The following is a 15272-nucleotide window of genomic DNA, read 5'->3' as shown; positions in this document are numbered from 1 at the left end:
GCTCTCGCCGCGTCTCCTCGCTCATGCTTGCCAGCCTGCATGATGGGCGGGTGACTCCAGAAGACGGTGAGGCCATTCTGCGCGACTACTTCGCGCCCTGGATCCAGCAGCTCGGGCTGCGCGTGCGGGAGCTGGGTGAGCGGCACGCGGTGGTGTGCCTGCCCTGGTCCGACGCGTTGGCCAGAGAGGGCGGCGGCCTGTGCGGCCAGGCCATGATGGCCGCCGCCGACACGGCCACGGTCATCGCGATCTCCTCGGCCAGGGGTGGGTTCGTGCCGATGACGACGGTGCAGCAGTCGACGACGTTCCAGCGGCCGGTGACGGGCAAGGACGTGCTCATCGACGTACGCATCTCCAAACTCGGCCGGACGCTGGCCTTCTCCGACGTGACGCTGACGGCCGACGGGGCGGCCGAGCCGGCCGCGCGGGCGTCCACGGTCTACGCGATCTTGGGCTGATCCACTGTCTCAGGGGTTTCTCAGGTCCGGAAAGTAGGCTCAACCACATGAAACGTGTGGCCGCGCTGGTCGCGGTGCTCGCCCTCGCGGGGGTGGTGACGTGGCTGGTGTGGCCGTCCGCCTCCGAGGCAAGGGGCCTCGACCAGCGCATCGCCGTCGTCGACGGGCCGGCCGATGACCAGCGGGTCGAGCTCGACGCGACGTTCTTCCCCGCCGCGGGTGGCGGGAAGGCTCCGGTCGTGCTGCTCGCGCACGGGTTCGGCGGCAGCAAGCAGAGCGTGCGTCAGCAGGCCCTGCGGCTGGTGCAGGACGGCTACGCGGTGCTGAGCTGGTCGGCTCGCGGCTTCGGCCGCTCGACCGGCGAGATCGCGCTCAACTCCGCCGACTACGAGGTCAAGGACGTCAAGCAGCTCATCGACTGGCTGGCCAAGCGGCCCGAGGTCCGGCTCGACGCGCCCGGCGACCCGCGGGTGGGCATCGCGGGCGGCTCGTACGGCGGCGCCATCGCGCTGATGACGGCCGCCTATGACAGCCGCGTGGACGCGATCGTGCCGCAGATCACCTGGGCCGACCTGGCCGACGCGCTGTTCCCCGACGGGGGCGGCCAGGGTCCGGCCAACGGCGTGTTCAAGCGCATGTGGGCGGGCTACTTCTTCGGCCGCGGCGCCCCGGTCCAGGGCGGCGGCGCGGCCCAGGGGCTCGGCGCGGCTCAGGGACTCGGCGCGCTCAGTCAGCAGAGTGTGCCGCTGACGGCCGAGCAGGCCAGGTGCGGCAGGTTCCTGCCCGCGGTCTGCGAGATGTACCAGCAGGTCGCCAAGACCGGGCGGGCCACGCCGCAGGCCATCGAGCTGCTGCGCAAGTCCAGCCCGGTCACGGTGGCCGGCCGTATCAAGGCGCCGACGCTGCTCATCCAGGGGCAGCGCGACTCGCTGTTCCCGCTCGGCCAGGCCGACGCCAACGCCAAGGCGATCGCCGCCGCGGGCACGCCGGTGAGCCTGGCCTGGTTCGACGGCGGCCACGACGGCGGCAACGGCGAGGCCGACTGGCTCTACGACCAGACGGCCGGCTGGTTCGGCCACTACCTCAAGGGTGACGGCTCACCGGTCCCGGAGCGGTTCACCGTGACCCGTGACGGCGGCCGCGACCCCGGCACCCGCCAGCGCATCAGGCTCCACCCCGAGTCCACCGCCTACCCCGGCCTCGGCGGCACCGCCACCACCACGGTCACGCTCAAGGGCCCCGAGCAGAACATCGCCAACCCGCCCGGCGGCTCCCCCGCCTCCATCTCCACGGTGCCCGGCGTCAGCGGCCTGCTCGGCGGGGGCGGCGGCGCGACCAACCTCAGTGTCGGGCTCGATATGCCCGGCCAGGTGGCCGTCTTCGAGTCGGCACCGCTCACCGCACCGCTCCAGCTCACCGGCAGCCCTTCGGTCAAGCTGAAGGTCTACGGCAAGGGCCAGGTGACGCTGTTCGCCAAGGTCTATGACGTGGCCGACACCGCGCAGCCGCCCAACCTGCCCGCCGGCCTGGTCTCGCCGCTGCGCGTGACGGTCCCGGACGGCGCCGACAGCGTGGAGACCACGGTCACGCTGCCCGCCGTCGACTACCGCTTCGCGGTGGGGCACCGGCTGCGGCTGGCGGTGACGACGACCGACATGGGTTACGCGACCCCCGTCGAGCCGGCCTCCTACCGGGTCGGCCTGGCCGCACCCGCCCTGGCCGTACCGACGGTGTCCGCGCTGGCCGCGCCCACGACCGGGGTGGCGTGGTGGGTGTGGGCGATGCCGCTCGCCGCCATCGCACTGGCCGCCCTCATCCTGGCCACCGGCCGGACCCCGTCCCGCCGCCGGATCCTCACCGTACGAGACCGCCGCCGGACCACCACCGCCCAGCAGGACGTCAGCCCGGACGACGTGCTCGCGGAGAACGACGCCCGCACCGTCACCGCCCAGCGGGACAACGGCCGATCCGACACCATCGCGAAGGACGACCGTCACGCCGCCACCGCCCAGCGGGACGACGGCCGGTCCGACGCCATCGTGAAGGACGACGGGCAGGCCGCCGCCGTCCAGGGCAACGGCGGATCCGGCGTCTTCGTGAAGGACGGCGATCCGTCCGGTGCGGGGCTGGTACCGGGGGAAGTGGAGCCCGTGTCCGGCGAAGAGGTGCCGTTGGAGATCAGTGGCCTCACCAAGGCGTACCGCAACGGTGAGCTGGCCGTGGACGACCTGTCGTTCCGGGTCGAGCGCGGTCAGGTGCTGGGCCTGCTCGGCCCCAACGGCGCCGGCAAGACGACCACGATGCGCATGATGATGGGCCTCATCCAGCCCGACGCCGGTGAGGTCCGCATCTTCGGCGACCGGGTGACGCCCGGCGCGCCCGTGTTGTCCAGGCTCGGATCGTTCGTCGAGGGACCCGGGTTCCTGCCGCATCTGTCCGGCCGCGACAACATCGAGCTCTACTGGGCCGCCACCGGCCGCCCCACCGCCGACGCCCGGTTCGACGACGCGCTGGAGATCGCGGATCTGGGCAAGGCGCTGGAGCGGGCCGTACGCACCTACTCGCAGGGCATGCGGCAGCGGCTGGCGATCGCCCAGGCCATGCTCGGGCTGCCCGACCTGCTCGTCCTCGACGAACCCACCAACGGCCTCGACCCACCCCAGATCAGGGAGATGCGCGAGGTGCTCAAGCGCTATGCCCGTGACGGCCGTACGGTGATCGTCTCCAGCCACCTCCTGGCGGAGGTCGAGCAGACGTGCAGCCACGTCGTGGTCATGCACAGAGGCCGTCTGGTGTCGGCGGGTCCGGTGTCGGTGCTGCTCAGTGCCGCCACCTCCACCAACGGACATGGGCCGCGCCTCGAAGACGTGTTCCTCGACCTCATCGGAGAGAAGTCGTGACCCACGGCTCCACGAACGGGACCGCGAACGGACCAGGTACCGGACCGGCGACCGGGACCAGGGCTGGGCCGGCGACCGGGACCGCGGCCTTGACCGGGCCAGGGGCCGCGACAGGCTCCACAACCACGTCCATGACCCGGTCGGCGACCGGCTACGCACCCCGCCGGACGTTGCCGTTGCGGGTCGAGATCGTCAGGCAGTTCAAGCGGCGGCGCACGCTCGTCATGTTCGGGCTGCTGCTCGCGCTGCCGTGGATCCTGGTGATCGCCTTCCAGTTCGGCCCGCAGTCCAGCGGGCAGCAGCAGTCGGCGCTGCGCATCTCCGACCTGGCGACGGCCAGCGGGCTCAACTTCGCGGCGTTCGCCCTGTCGGTGTCGGCCAACTTCCTGCTGGTGGTGGCCGTCGCCCTGTTCTGTGGCGACACCGTGGCGAGCGAGGCGAGCTGGTCGTCGCTGCGCTACCTCCTGGCCGCGCCGGTGCCGCGTGACCGGCTGCTGCGACAGAAGATCATCGTGGCGCTCGGCTACTCGGCGGCGGCGGTGATCTGCCTGCCCCTGATGGCGCTGCTGGCCGGCACACTGGCGTTCGGCTGGCACGACATCCAGGTGCCCGGCACGGGTGAGACGATCCCGGCGCTCGACGTGCTGCCGCGCTTCGGCATCGTGATCGGCTACGCCCTGGTGAGCCAGTTGGTGGTGGCGGCGCTGGCGTTCCTCATCTCCACGATGACCGACTCACCACTGGGCGCGGTCGGCGGGGCGGTGGGTCTGTGGATCATCAGCACCATCTTGCAGGCCGTGGAGGCGCTGGGGTCGCTGCGGGAGTTCCTGCCGACCTTCTGGAACACGGCCTGGCTGGACGCCATCGCACCGGAGCTCGACTGGAGCGGCATGGCCAAGGGTGCGTCGGTGTCGGTGACGTACGCGGCCATCCTGATCGCCGTGGCGTTCCGCCGCTTCCGCCGCAAGGACGTGGTCAGCTAAGACGTCCGCCGCTGCACACAGGTCCAGTCCCCGCCACCGCCACCGGAGCTGTCCACCTTCGGTGGCGCGGTCCCTTCAAGGCCCCTTCAGTGGTCTAGGCCCCTTCGGTTGTGCAGGCCCTTCGGTGGCGGACGCCCTCGATCGCGCGGCTCCTTCAGTGGCGCGACCCCGTCAGTGGCGAACGCCCCCGATCACGCAAGCCCCTTCAATGGCAAACGCCTTCGCTCGAGCAAGCCCCTTCGGTGGCGGGCGTCTACGCCAACCGGATTCTGGCCGGTGACGGACTTCTGGCGTATGAGGAAGGCGGCCTGCTGCGGGACTGTCCCGTGTCTGGCCTGCCCGACCTAACCGCGCCTGAAGGTGTCCAACGGTGCCTGACGGACGGTCACCCCCAGTGAGGTGGCTTGTCGTCCAGGTAGAAGGAGTCCGGGTCGGCGTCCTGGGAGTCGCGCCAGTCGCCCCAGCCGAGGTCCGTATCGTCGTCCGTCTGCTCCGGGAGGAATTCACTCACGGTATACATGCTACTCAGAGGGACAAACCCATTCCCGGCCCGCGCCGCTTATCCCGTACGGCGAAGGGCCCCGAGGGTACGATGCCAGGGCAGGTGTCGCCTATCCCCCGTGAGGTCGCCCATGGCCACCCCGACCGGCTGGCGGCGAGAAGGCAATCTGCCGTCGGAGCTGACCAGCTTCGTGGGGCGGACCCGCTTGCTCGCCAACCTCAAGCGACATCTCGCCGAGTCGCGGCTGGTGACGGTCACGGGCATCGGCGGTGTGGGCAAGTCCCGCACGGTGCTCCGGCTGGCGCACCAGATCCGCTCCCAGTACGAGGACGGCGTCTGGTTCGCCGACCTGGCCCGGTTGCAGGACGCCGGGATGGTCAAGCACACCATCGCGTCGGCGCTGGGCATCGCCGACCAGTCGTCGCGGACCGAGTCCGAGTCGCTCTCGGAGTGGGTCGGCGATCGGGACATGCTGCTCATCATCGACACCTGCGAGCATCTGGTGCAGGGCTGCGCCGAGCTGGTCGAGGAGTTGCTGGAGCGCGCCCCCAACCTGAAGGTGCTGGCCACCAGCCGCCAGTCGCTGCACCTGCCCTACGAGCACGTGGTGCCCGTCCCGCCGCTGCAGGTGCCGGGCGACGATCCGACCGAGAGCCTGTTCACCAACGAGTCGGTGCAGCTGTTCGGGGCTCGGGCCGGCGCGGTGATGCCCGACTTCGTGCTCGACGAGCAGAGCATCGGGGCGGTGGCCGAGCTGTGCCGCCGGCTCGACGGCATTCCGCTGGCGATCGAGCTGGCCGCCGTACGCCTGCGGGCGCTGTCGGTCGACCAGATCCTGGGGTTGCTGGCCGACCGGTTCAGCCTCTTGGCGGGCGCCAGTCGTACGGCACTACCGCGCCATCAGACGTTGCGCGCGGCGATCGGATGGAGCCACGAGTTGTGCGAACCGGCGGAGAGGCTGCTGTGGGCGCGACTGTCGGTGTTCGCGGGCGACTTCGAGCTCGACGCGGCCAGGTTCGTGTGCGCCGATGACCGGCTGCCGTCCGAGGACATCACCGACCTGGTCACCGGGCTGGTGGAGAAGTCGATCCTGCTGATCAGGAGCAATCACGCCGGCGTCCGCTACAAGCTCATCGACACGCTGGCGGAGTACGGCGAGGAGTGGCTGGACAAGCTCGGGCAGACCGAGCAGATGCGGCACAGGCATCTGGAGTACTACCTGAGCCTGGCGCAGCGCAGCGAGGACGCCTGGTCAGGGCCGAGGCAGATCTACTGGTTCGTCCGCATGCGCCAGGAGCATGACAACGTGCGCGTGGCCCTTGAGCACGCGCTGCGGTCGCCCGGCGAGTCCGTCCTGGCGCTGACCCTGCTGTCGTCGCTGTGGTTCATGTGGGTCTGCTGCGGTTTCGTACGCGAAGGCCGGCTCTATCTGGAACGCGCTCTGCAGGCCAACCCGGGAGTGAGCAAGCAGCGCTGCAAGGCTCTCTGGGTGCTCTCCTACGTACGCAGCGGCCAGGGCGACAGCGCCGGCGCGCTGGCCGCGGCCGAGCAGTGCAGCACCGAGGCGGTCAGGGTCGGCGACTCCAAGGCGGTCATCCTCGCCTCCAAGATGCAGGGGACGGCGGCCCTGCTGCAGGGCGACCTGCAGAAGGCCAGCGCGCTGCTGGGTGTGGCGATCGAGTTCAACACCGACAACAAGGAGCTCAACCCGGGCCTGCTGCCGGCCATCGTCGAGCTGTCGCTGGTGCTGTCCGCGCAAGGTGAGCTCTACGAGGCCGAGTCCCTGCTGCAGGACTGCCTCCAGGTGTGCAGGGAACGCGGCGAGCTGTGGCTGAGCTCCTACGCGCAGTGGTCGCTGTCCATCACCCGGCTGGCGACGGGCCGGGCCGAGGACGCGCTGCAGAGTGCGCGTGAGGGGCTGCGGATCAAGCGCCACTTCCACGACACGCTCGGCACGCTGCTGGTGCTGGAGACCACAGCCCGGATCTTCGCCGTCATGGACCAGGCGCCGCTCGCCGCGCGCCTGCTCGGCGCGCTCCATCAGAACTGGAAGACGGCCGGCCTGCCGATGCTCGGCGCGCCGTTCCTCACCAGCGACCATGAGCAGTGCGTCAAGGAGTGCCAGAAGGTGATGGGCGAAGACTCCTACAAGAACGCCTTCGACGAGGGCACACGGCTCGATCTCGATGAGGCGTCCGCGCTCGCGCTCGGCGAGCTGGACGCCCCAGGAGATCTCGACTAGACGGCCTGCGGCCAGCACGTGCCGGTCGGCCAGGCGTGGACGTAGCGGGCACTGCCGAGCGAGAACGCGATGTGCCCGCGCACCCAGTGTTCGAGACCGCGCACATACTTGTGCACCGGTAACGAGGCCCAGTGGTCGAGCGCCGCGCGCCTGTCGAGGAAGGCGGCGATGGCTTCGTTGTGCATGTTCGCCACTTCTTGCAGCGCCTCTTGCAGCGTGAGGGTCTTGTGCGTGGCCAGCACCGTGACGAGGTTGTGCCGGGCCTTGTCGTTGCCTCGCTCCTTGGCGTACGACAGCAGGTCATTGTCCCAGCCGATGAGGTCGCAGGCGAGATCGGAGAGCGCGCGCACGTCCGGATGGTGCCATTCCTCCGCTTCCAGCCGGTAACCGCCACCCACGTCGATGAGCGCGAGGCAGGTGTACGTGGCCCCGGTGATGCGGCGCATGAGCACGTAGTCCTCGGGCGTGGGAATCAGGTCGACCTCGCGGTTGGCCGCCTCCCAGATCTGGGCGAAGAGGTACTCCTTTACCGTGATGCGCCACCTGTCCACTTGAGCGGGGGTGGCGGTGTCCGAGATTCGGTGGAGCAGCTCGCTCAAGGCGAGCCCGAAGGGGTCGGTGACGTCCGGTTCCTTGCGGCCGTCGAGGATCTCGAGGAGCGGCGGAAGGGCGCGGGCCAGCGCAGAGGCCCGGTGTCCCATCAGCTCGCCCTCGCAGAACGCGTCGTCGAACGCGAAGAGCCAGTTGTACCAGTCGTTGATCAGCCTGAGACTGTCCCGCGGCACGGTGGGGTTGGTACGCGCGGCGAGGAGGCCGATCTTCGAGCGCCGGAAGTGCTCGATCGTGTCGGCTCCGGTGAGCATGTGCGAGGCGGCCAGCCATGCGTGGCTTTCCGAGTCGATCTCTGTGGCGTGCACGTTGATCTCGTTCGGGAACGGGCATGGCAGTGGAGGGATGCGAAGCGGTCGCCTACTGAAGGAGTGCGCAGAAGTAACCACACTCACAGCATGACGATGGACTGTTCGAAAGGCCACACTCGATAACTTCCCGGACATTTCGCCATATTTCGCACTATTTGCCGATTTGCCGGAACCATTCAAGGAACTGGTCGTTCGCGAACATCCGCGCCGTGTCCACCGCCGAGGGGGTTCCGGCCGCCGGATCCGCGCCCGCGTCGAGCAACGCTCTGACCACGGCAGACTCCTTCTTGAACACGGCACCCGCCAGAGGTGTCTGGCCACGGTCGTTCGCTCGTCCAGGATCAGCGCCCAGCTCGGCGAGCATCCTGACGGTCGCGGCGTGACCGTGATAAGCCGCAAGCATCAGCAAAGTGTCACCTTTGCTATTGGTGAGATTTGCCGGAACCCCGGCGTCCACGTAGGCGCGCAACGTCTCCGTGTCGCCCGCCCTGGCCAGGTCGAACATCCGCGTGGCGAACTCTTCGAGCTCCGGATCCTGGTCCATGTCCACCATTCTGCCTCGATAGGGTGCCTTGCACGGAATCGTTGCGGCTCGTCGTAGGTTCTGGAGAGAGTACCTAGGGAAAGGCTGTCCAACCGTGTTCGACCCGACGGATCTCTACAAGCTCGCAGAAGATGCGCCCGAGCTGGCCGATCCCGTGCTCTTGTACCACTTCGACGGCTTCGTCGACGCCGGTGGTGCCGGGCGCCTCGCGCTGGGCCACCTGCTGGCTGAGCTGGAGCACCGGACTGTGGCGACGTTCGACGTGGACCGCCTCCTCGACTATCGCTCGCGGCGGCCCATCATGACCTTCGACACCGACAGATGGGTCGAGTGCGAGAGCCCCGAGCTGGCCGTCTACGCCGCGAAGGACGCCACCGGCACCCCCTTCCTGGTGATGAGCGGACCCGAGCCGGACCGTGAGTGGGAGCTGTTCACCCGGGCGGTCGGCGCCCTCATCGACCAGCTGAAGGTCAGCAAAATAGTCACCCTGCACGGCATCCCGATGGCGGTCCCGCACACGCGGCCGCTCGGCATCACCATGCACGCCAGCCGTCCCGAGCTGATCAACGCCCAGACCAGCTCCTTCGGCCGGGTCCAGGTGCCGGCCAGCGTGGCCGCCCTGATCGAGTTCCGGCTCGGCTCCCAGGGGCACGACGCGCTGGGTTACGCGGTCCACGTGCCGCACTACCTGTCGCAGGCCGAATACCCGCACGCCGCGGTCGCCGCCCTGGAGGCGGTCACGCGGGGCACCGGCCTGCTCTTCCCGCTGGACGCGCTGCGCGAGGCGGCCCAGCGCACCACGACCGAGATCGAGGAGCAGATCCAGGCGTCGACCGAGCTGTCCACGGCCATCAGCGGCCTTGAGCAGCAGTACGACGCGTTCTCGAGCGGCTCCGATCGCGAGAACCTGATCGCCGAGGCCACCCCGATGCCCACCGGGGACGAACTCGCCGCCCAGTTCGAACGCTTCCTGGCCGAACGGGACGACGAGTAGTAGCGGCAGCAGCAGCCCACGGGACGGAGAGTCCGCCGTACGCCTGACCGCGCATGGCGGGAGACCCCCACCGCGCCGGGAGAGGGCGGTGGGGGCTCGCGTTACGCTGGGCCGATGAGCGAGATCGAGGTCGGTTTGGTCGGGTACGGCACGGCGGGCGCGTTCTTCCACGCGCCCCTGATCCACGCCACACCCGGCCTGCGGCTGTCCGCTGTCGTCACCGGAAACCCGGCGCGAGCCGACGAGGTGGCGGCCCGCTACGGCGCGGTTCCCGTGCCCGACTTGGCCGGGCTATGGGACCGCTGCGACCTCGTGGTCGTCGCCTCGCCGAACAAGACCCACGTATCGGTGGCCACCGAAGCGCTCACCCGCGGTAAGCCGGTCGTGGTCGACAAGCCCCTGGCCCGTACCGCCGAGGAGGCCCGCGAGCTCGTACGACTGGCGGCCGAGCGCGACCTGATGCTGACCGTCTTCCAGAACCGGCGCTGGGACGGCGACTTCCGCACCCTGAGACGGCTTACCGGAGAAGGCCGCTTCGGCGACGTGCTGCGCCTGGAGTCCAGGTTCGAGCGCTGGCGGCCGGTGCCCAAGGGCGGCTGGCGCGAGACCGGCGGCCCCGAGGAGGTCGGCGGCCTGCTCTACGACCTGGGCAGCCACCTGGTCGACCAGGCGCTGCAGCTGCTCGGCCCGGTGCGCGACGTCTACGCGGAGAGCGACATCCGGCGCGAGGGGGTGGCGGCCGACGACGACACGTTCATCGCGCTGTCCCACGCCAGTGGCGCCCGGTCGCACCTGTGGGCCGGCGCGCTGGCCGCTCAGGCGGGGCCGCGGTTTCGGGTGCTCGGGTCGCGGGGGGCGTACGTCAAGTATGGGATGGACGTGCAGGAGGAACGGCTGCGCGCCGGGATCTCGCCTGACTCGCCGGGGTTCGGCGAGGAGAGTGAGGCGATGTGGGGGCTCGTCGGGACTGATGACGACAAGACCGCGGTCCGCACCGAGGCTGGGGTGTACCTCGACTTCTACCGCGGCGTCGAGTCCTGCCTGCGCGCGGGCACGCCGCCGCCGGTGAGCCCTGACAGCGTGATCGACGCGCTGGCCGTCATCGAGGCGGCCCGCCTGTCGGCGACCGAGCGCGTCGTCGTCCAGCTACAGGAGAGTGCGGCTGAAAGGACCTAATACCGGGGTCCGTCACACGACGTCTCGATCCCCTGTGACGGTCCGCTGTGGCTGGGGTCCTTCGGGAGGGATACCCCCTCCGGGAGAGCGGAAGAAGCCGGTCCGTCGAGGCAAAGGCCCCCGGAAGGTAACCCCCTCCGGAAGAACGGACAAAGCCGGCCCGTCGAAGAAGGCGTCCCCAGGAGAGCGACCCCCTCCGGAAGAACGGACAAAGCTGGCCCGTCGTGGCAGAGGTCTCACGGAAGGACGCCCCCGTCGGGGGACGGACGAAGACGGCGCCGGAGGCGCCTACTCGCGTAGGCGGGACCGCATCGCCTCCGTGTCGGTCTCCGTCCACCCGTGAGACTCCAGCCACGCCGCCGGCCCGCCGAACCGCTCGTCCAGCACCGACAGGAACTGCTCCATGTACCGCGCCCGAGGCATGTGGTCGTCGGCGGGTCGTGAGTCGAGGTCGTCGCGGTAGGTGGCGCTCCCCCGCAGCCGCCGCAGCACCTGCTCCAGCCGCTCCCCGGTGGCCACGTAGTCGGCGATGATCCCCTCTCGGGTGACGCCCGTAATCTCCAGGGCCAAAGCCGACAGCACCCCGGTACGGTCCTTGCCGGCCGCGCAGTGCACCACGGCCGCGCCGTCGTTCAGCGCCATCGCCCGCAGCGCGGCCACCACCGCGTCGGGCCGGTCCCGCAGGTAGCCGTAGTAGAAACCGGTCATCCGCAGGTCCTCGTCCAGCTGGCGCTCCTGCCAGGGCAGCACCCGGTCGCCGTCGATGGTGTCGGCCTCGACGTCGGTGTGCCTGCCACCCTCGGCGAACAGCGTCAGATGGTGATGCGTCACCTCGGGCATCCGGGTCAGCGGCCCTGGGCCCTCCAGCGCGACCTCGGCGTTGGAGCGGAGGTCCACGACGTGCCGCAGTTTGAGCTCGCCGACCAGCCGGGACACGTCCTTGTCGGTGAGCCCTTGGAGATTGTCCGCCCGAAAAATCCGTCCGTAGCGGGTGACGCCGCCGTCATGGGTGGTGAGTCCACCCAGGTCGCGCACGTTGACGGCGCCTTCCAGATCGATCCATCGCGTCATCTCGTTCATTGATTAGACCCTATATGTCGCTTAAAAATGAGCGGATTCGAGGTTCATAACGCAGCATGAACGGTATGGATCCGCGTGCCCTGCCCCCGAGGCTGGTGATCGACCCGTCTCTGCCTCCGGACATCTCCATCCAGCTGCGATCCAGCCCGCACATCCTTCGCATGGCCAGAACCGGCCGGCGGATGGGCTCCTCCGTCAATCCCCTCCTGCTTCTCGTCCTTCCGGCGCTGCTGATGCTGATCTGGGCCGTGACCGACACGAGCGGCGCGATCGTGGCCGCGCTCGGGATGAGCCTGATCGCGCTGCTGCGGTGGATGGCGGTGGACTCGACGAACCGGGCGGCAAAAAAGCGTCTCCGGCTCGCCTCCGAGTACGCCGCCCACTACGTCTTACCCGAAGATCTCGACTATCCCTGCCAGATGCTGCTGCGCCGCGCCCAGGACGCCGTGGACGCGATCCTGAACTCCCAGGTGAACAGGGCAGGGCTGATCGACACCATCGACAATCGGGTGACGTTGCCGGAGGAGGTGTGGCAGATCGCCCAGCGGCTGGCCAAGCTGTCGGCCATGCACGCCGAACACGGCCGGCTCATCCCCCGTGACCTGCCCACCGGCATGGAGGACGCGTTCAAGCCGTACACCACCGCGCTGGACGCCGCCTGGACGTCGCTGTCGCGGCGGGTACGCCACCTGGAGAAGTACGCCAAGCAGGTGGTCAAGGCGGACAAGGTCTTCCACGCGCACCGGCGGCTGGAGGCGCTGGCCGCGCGGACGCCGGACTACCAGCAGCTGATCGCCGAGACCGTCCACGACGAGCAGGCCCGTACGCACATCAGGGAGCTGGCCGACCAGGCCGCGCACGTGCGCAAGCTGTTCGAGGAGAGCATCTTCCAGGCCCGGCAGGCCGCCGGCGAGCTCATCAGAGCTCCACTCCCCTGATCAGGACTCCACTTGCCTGAGCAGCTCCAGCGTCCTGCGCATGCCGGCCTCGTTGCCGAGGCTGCGGTAGATGTCCCTGGCCTGTGTCAGGGGCTCGACGGCCGCGCGCGGCCCGCCCGAGTCGAGGTGCGTCTCCCCCAAGTAACGCAGGCTGAGCGCCATCCACCACCGGTCGTCGAGCTCCTCGAAGGCGTGTACGGCCCGGCGCAGCTCGCGCTCCGACTCCTCGATCCTGCCCAGCCTGGCCAGCGCCCGCCCGGCCGACAGCGCGGTGCGCGCCACTCCCCAGGAGTCGCCGAGCGCCACCAGGATCTCCTCCGCCCGCCGGACGAAGTCGAGCTCGCGCAGCCCGTTGGACGGGTCGCCGACCTCACCGGCGGCGCGCAGGCAGCGGGCCTCCTCCCACAGCTCGCCCCGCTGCCGGAACATCTCGCTGGCGCGGTCGAGGCTGAAGCCGGCCTTGGTGAAGCCCTCCAGGGCGGCCCGGTGCTCGCCTTCGCGGTGCCGGCCGCGGGCCTGCGCGGCGAGCACCTCGCCGTAGGCCCGCAGCGTCTGGGCCTCGGAGTAGCGGTTGCCCGCCTGCTTGAACACCTCAAGGGCGTCTTCGAGCAGCTCCCTGGCCTCCTCGGGCCGCCGCTCGGCCAGCCGCATCTCGGCGAGGTTGCGCTGGGTGCGGGCCATCCACCAGAAGTCCTCTTCGCCCTTGAACGAGGTGATGGCGCCGATCAGGTAGGACTGCGCGCGGTCGAGGTGGCCGTCGTTGAACAGGGCCATGCCGATCGTCCGCATCGCCCTGGCCGCCCACCATGACTCGCCGAGGTCGGTGAAGATCTCCAGCGCCTGCTCGGCGCCCACCCGGCCCTGCTCGTGCCCGCCGAGACCGCCCTGCACGGCCGCGCGGTCGAGCAGCGCGATGCCCAGGGCGCGCCGGTCGCCGGTGCGCCGCGCGGCCTCGCAGCCCGCCTCGGCCACGGCGTGCCAGTCGGTCCAGTAGGCGCGCAGCGAGTGGCACAGTGAGCAGAACGCCCTGGCCAGCCCCGAGGTCAGCTCCCACAGCTCCAGGTTCCTGGCCAGGTTGATCATGGCGAGCAGGGACAGCCGCTCGGCGTTGAGCCAGTCGCCCGCGTGCGTCTGCCCCTCAATGCCGGAGCTGCGCCCGCCGCGGCTCCAGTCCTGCGGCCAGCGGTCCTGGGCCGCCTCCTCCGCGCGGCGGCGGTAGCCGGACAGCACCCGCTCGATCGCGGCCCTGCGCCGCCCCTGGTCGTCCTCCTCGGACAGCTCGGTGGCGAACAGCCGGACCAGGTCGTGCAGGCGGTAGCGCATGGCGCCGGTCTGGTCGACGCCCGAGCTCTCGGCGAGCTGCGCGTCGATCAGCGCCTCCAGTTGGTCGGCGCCGTCGAGCCCGGAGATGTCGAGCAGCTCGCCCGCCACCCAGCCGGGCACGTCGGGGGAGGTGAGCGTGGACAGCAGGCGCAGCAGGCGACGCTGCATGCCGGTGCAGTCGTCGTAGCTGAGCTGGACGGAGGCGCGCACGCTCTTGTCGACGGTCTGCGCGAGTTCGAGCTGGTCGAGGCGGCGGCGCTCGTCGGCCAGCCGGTCGGCCATCTGCCGCAGCGTCCAGTGCTCGCGGGTGGCCAGCCGGCCGCCGCAGATGTTGATCGCCAGCGGCAGGTAGTCGCAGATCCGGACGATCTCCTTGGCCGAGGCGAGGTCGTCGACCACCCGTTCGCCGCCGGCCAGCCTGGCCAGCAGCTCCACGCCGTGAGCCTCGCTGAACACGCCGAGCTGGGTGTCGTAGGTGCCGTTGAGGAACAGCGGCTGGCGCGAGGTGACCAGCACGGCGCAGCCCGGCTCGGCCGGGATCAGCGGCTTGACCTGGTCGGCGCCGTGCGCGTTGTCGAGACCGATGAGGATCCTGCGGTCTTTCGTCCAGGTCAGCCAGAGCTTGCGCAGCTCGTCGAGGCCGCCGGGATCGGTGGTCAGCCGGACGCCCAGCGCGCGCAGGAACCCGATCAGCACCTCCTCCGGGCGCACCGGGGCGTCGACGCCGCCCCGCAGGTCCGCGTAGAGGCGCCCGTCGGGGAACGCGCCGGCGACCTCCTGCCCGAACCTGGCCGTCAGCGCCGACTTGCCGACGCCGCCCCGGCCGTACACGGAGACGACCAGCGGCGGCGAGACGCCGCTGGACTTGCGCCGCTCGCCGAAGACCGTCCGCAGCTCGGCCAGCGCCTCGACGCGCCCGGTGAAGTGCTCGGGCACGGGCGGCCACTGGTCCGGCGGACGCGAGGACGGCTCGGCCGTCACCTCGCGCTTGGGCCGCGCCTCGGTCGTGGCCCAGGTGGTCAGGCCGACGAGGAGCGCCGCGATCATCGTCACGCCCACCTTGGCCATGGGCGGGATGTCCCACTCGACGGAGGCGGCCAGAATGCTGGCCGCCGCGGCCGCGAGGCCCGCCGAGATCGGCGCGGCCAGTGGCATCTTCCTACGCCCCGAACGCCGCTTCTCCGGCAGCTGCCCTGTCAACGAACACCCCCT

Annotated in this window: 12 protein-coding genes; 7 read left to right on the top strand and 5 right to left on the bottom strand. The window is 70.2% G+C overall.

Going from position 1 to position 15272, the window contains the following annotated elements:
* The first annotated feature begins 50 nt into the window (after positions 1 to 50).
* The 3 genes from LDL49_RS58135 (at position 51) to LDL49_RS01960 (ending at position 4341) form a co-directional block, all read left to right on the top strand.
* The gene (locus LDL49_RS58135; RefSeq protein WP_225289115.1) at positions 51 to 458 is read left to right on the top strand and encodes a PaaI family thioesterase; all 408 of its coding nucleotides are present in this window, start codon (positions 51 to 53) and stop codon (positions 456 to 458) included.
* 47 nt (positions 459 to 505) lie between these two features.
* A complete protein-coding gene (locus LDL49_RS01965) occupies positions 506 to 3358 on the top strand; it encodes a CocE/NonD family hydrolase (protein WP_225289114.1) in 2853 nt (950 codons plus the stop codon).
* 131 nt (positions 3359 to 3489) lie between these two features.
* A complete protein-coding gene (locus LDL49_RS01960; protein ID WP_225289113.1) occupies positions 3490 to 4341 on the top strand; it encodes an ABC transporter permease in 852 nt (283 codons plus the stop codon).
* A 385-nt stretch (positions 4342 to 4726) separates the two neighbouring features.
* Here the strand turns inward: LDL49_RS01960 and LDL49_RS56545 are convergent, their stop codons facing one another.
* Positions 4727 to 4852: a hypothetical protein gene (locus tag LDL49_RS56545; protein ID WP_263654453.1), complete on the bottom strand. Its 126-nt coding sequence runs from the start codon at positions 4850 to 4852 to the stop codon at positions 4727 to 4729.
* Positions 4853 to 4973: 121 nt separating this feature from the next.
* Here LDL49_RS56545 and LDL49_RS01955 point away from each other — a divergent pair, with 121 nt between their 5' ends.
* Complete coding sequence (locus LDL49_RS01955) at positions 4974 to 7085, top strand: ATP-binding protein (protein WP_225289112.1); 2112 nt, start codon at positions 4974 to 4976, stop codon at positions 7083 to 7085.
* Here the strand turns inward: LDL49_RS01955 and LDL49_RS01950 are convergent.
* Both LDL49_RS01950 and LDL49_RS01945 read right to left on the bottom strand, forming a co-directional pair.
* Positions 7082 to 8002 carry a terpene synthase family protein gene (locus LDL49_RS01950; RefSeq protein ID WP_225289111.1) on the bottom strand — a complete coding sequence of 307 codons (921 nt, stop codon included), beginning with the start codon at positions 8000 to 8002 and terminating at the stop codon, positions 7082 to 7084. The genes LDL49_RS01955 and LDL49_RS01950 overlap by 4 nt on opposite strands.
* A gap of 154 nt (positions 8003 to 8156) precedes the next feature.
* Positions 8157 to 8558, bottom strand: coding sequence for an ankyrin repeat domain-containing protein (locus LDL49_RS01945; protein ID WP_225289110.1), 402 nt, complete (start codon positions 8556 to 8558; stop codon positions 8157 to 8159).
* Between the two features lie 85 nt (positions 8559 to 8643).
* Here LDL49_RS01945 and LDL49_RS01940 point away from each other — a divergent pair, with 85 nt between their 5' ends.
* Together LDL49_RS01940 and LDL49_RS01935 are read left to right on the top strand one after the other, a co-directional pair.
* Positions 8644 to 9543: a proteasome assembly chaperone family protein gene (locus tag LDL49_RS01940; RefSeq protein ID WP_225289109.1), complete on the top strand. Its 900-nt coding sequence runs from the start codon at positions 8644 to 8646 to the stop codon at positions 9541 to 9543.
* Positions 9544 to 9657: 114 nt separating this feature from the next.
* A complete protein-coding gene (locus LDL49_RS01935; protein WP_225289108.1) occupies positions 9658 to 10719 on the top strand; it encodes a Gfo/Idh/MocA family protein in 1062 nt (353 codons plus the stop codon).
* A 288-nt stretch (positions 10720 to 11007) separates the two neighbouring features.
* Here the strand turns inward: LDL49_RS01935 and LDL49_RS01930 are convergent, their stop codons facing one another.
* A complete protein-coding gene (locus LDL49_RS01930; protein WP_225289107.1) occupies positions 11008 to 11799 on the bottom strand; it encodes a tyrosine-protein phosphatase in 792 nt (263 codons plus the stop codon).
* A 65-nt stretch (positions 11800 to 11864) separates the two neighbouring features.
* Here LDL49_RS01930 and LDL49_RS01925 point away from each other — a divergent pair, with 65 nt between their 5' ends.
* A complete protein-coding gene (locus LDL49_RS01925) occupies positions 11865 to 12737 on the top strand; it encodes a hypothetical protein (RefSeq protein WP_225289106.1) in 873 nt (290 codons plus the stop codon).
* Here LDL49_RS01925 and LDL49_RS01920 read toward each other — a convergent pair whose 3' ends face one another.
* Positions 12738 to 15260 carry an ATP-binding protein gene (locus LDL49_RS01920; protein WP_225289105.1) on the bottom strand — a complete coding sequence of 841 codons (2523 nt, stop codon included), beginning with the start codon at positions 15258 to 15260 and terminating at the stop codon, positions 12738 to 12740.
* Positions 15261 to 15272 lie beyond the last annotated feature (12 nt).

The organism is Nonomuraea aurantiaca, from assembly GCF_020215705.1.
In the GTDB taxonomy this organism is placed as follows: domain Bacteria; phylum Actinomycetota; class Actinomycetes; order Streptosporangiales; family Streptosporangiaceae; genus Nonomuraea; species Nonomuraea aurantiaca.
This window is presented reverse-complemented; position numbering and strand designations above follow the sequence as displayed.